The organism is Pseudomonas sp. MD195_PC81_125, assembly GCF_014060985.1.
In the GTDB taxonomy this organism is placed as follows: Bacteria; Pseudomonadota; Gammaproteobacteria; order Pseudomonadales; family Pseudomonadaceae; genus Aquipseudomonas; species Aquipseudomonas parakoreensis.
This window is the reverse complement of record NZ_JABULD010000924.1, coordinates 1-890: the sequence shown is the minus strand read 5'-3', so window position 1 is coordinate 890 and position 890 is coordinate 1. Positions and strand designations below refer to the sequence as shown.

Below are 890 nucleotides of genomic sequence, written 5' to 3'. Positions count from 1 at the left end.
CGGGGAACCGAGCTGGGCAGATGTGACGAGAGCGCTCAATGATTTTTCTGGACTGACACAGGCTCGCTTTTCTTCGTAATTGCCTTCGTCGCAATAGAATTCGGCAAGGGCAATCCCTGCCTCAGGTACGCTCTTAGCGGCTGACTCCAGAAGCTGAAGAATCTTGGCATTTTCCAACCGCGGCGCTTGACCTGAAAGGCTGATACCCGCTGCTGCGAAAGCCGCCTCCGCGGAGCCTTGGTCTGCCCCATGCAAATAACTATTCAGAGCAGAAATGTACAGCTGGCTGGAAGAGGAGGACTCGATATCGATAGCCAGTTGGTTATACATCGCCCCTCTTTTTAGTGCGCGCTCAGCCGGTGAAGCCTTTAACTTCGGGTATTGAGCATCAAGTGCAGACTCAAGCGACCAGTCTTCAGCACGGCTCAATATCCAACAGTCGTTATGTTTGAAAGTGAAGATCTTAAGCACTTCACCGTTTGAATCGCGAACAATCACATTGTTCGGCAGCTGGACTTGCATGCTCAGCCCAGACTTCGCGATGTTGGCAGGAGCAAGCATCACCAGCAATTGAGGGTCCAACACCCTCGACTTTCGCTCCACCACTCGCGGCTTTGACTCGGTGGAGACTACCTTTTGCTCGATCACGGGCGAGGCGATAAACGCTTGCTGCACCTCAGGCTTGGACGAGAACTCTTTTACGAAATCTGCGAAGTTGTCGCTCGGGCATTGCACGGTGCTCGATTGTGACGCAAAGGCGTCTGAACAAAACCCAAACGCCAAAAGCACCAGACATTGCAGCTTGAATTGACGCACTCGATTGTTCTTTGTCATCACGAACTCATCACTCAGAAAACACAAAAAAAGCCTTCGGCTTAACCTTCTCAGCA

Annotated in this window: 1 protein-coding gene; it reads right to left on the bottom strand. The window is 51.7% G+C overall.

The genetic code is table 11. The features are described from left to right. Nucleotides 1-834, bottom strand: an 834-nt coding sequence (locus HT737_RS30385) for a sel1 repeat family protein (RefSeq protein ID WP_182404672.1), incomplete at its 3' end; no start/stop codon positions are given. Nucleotides 835-890 lie beyond the last annotated feature (56 nt).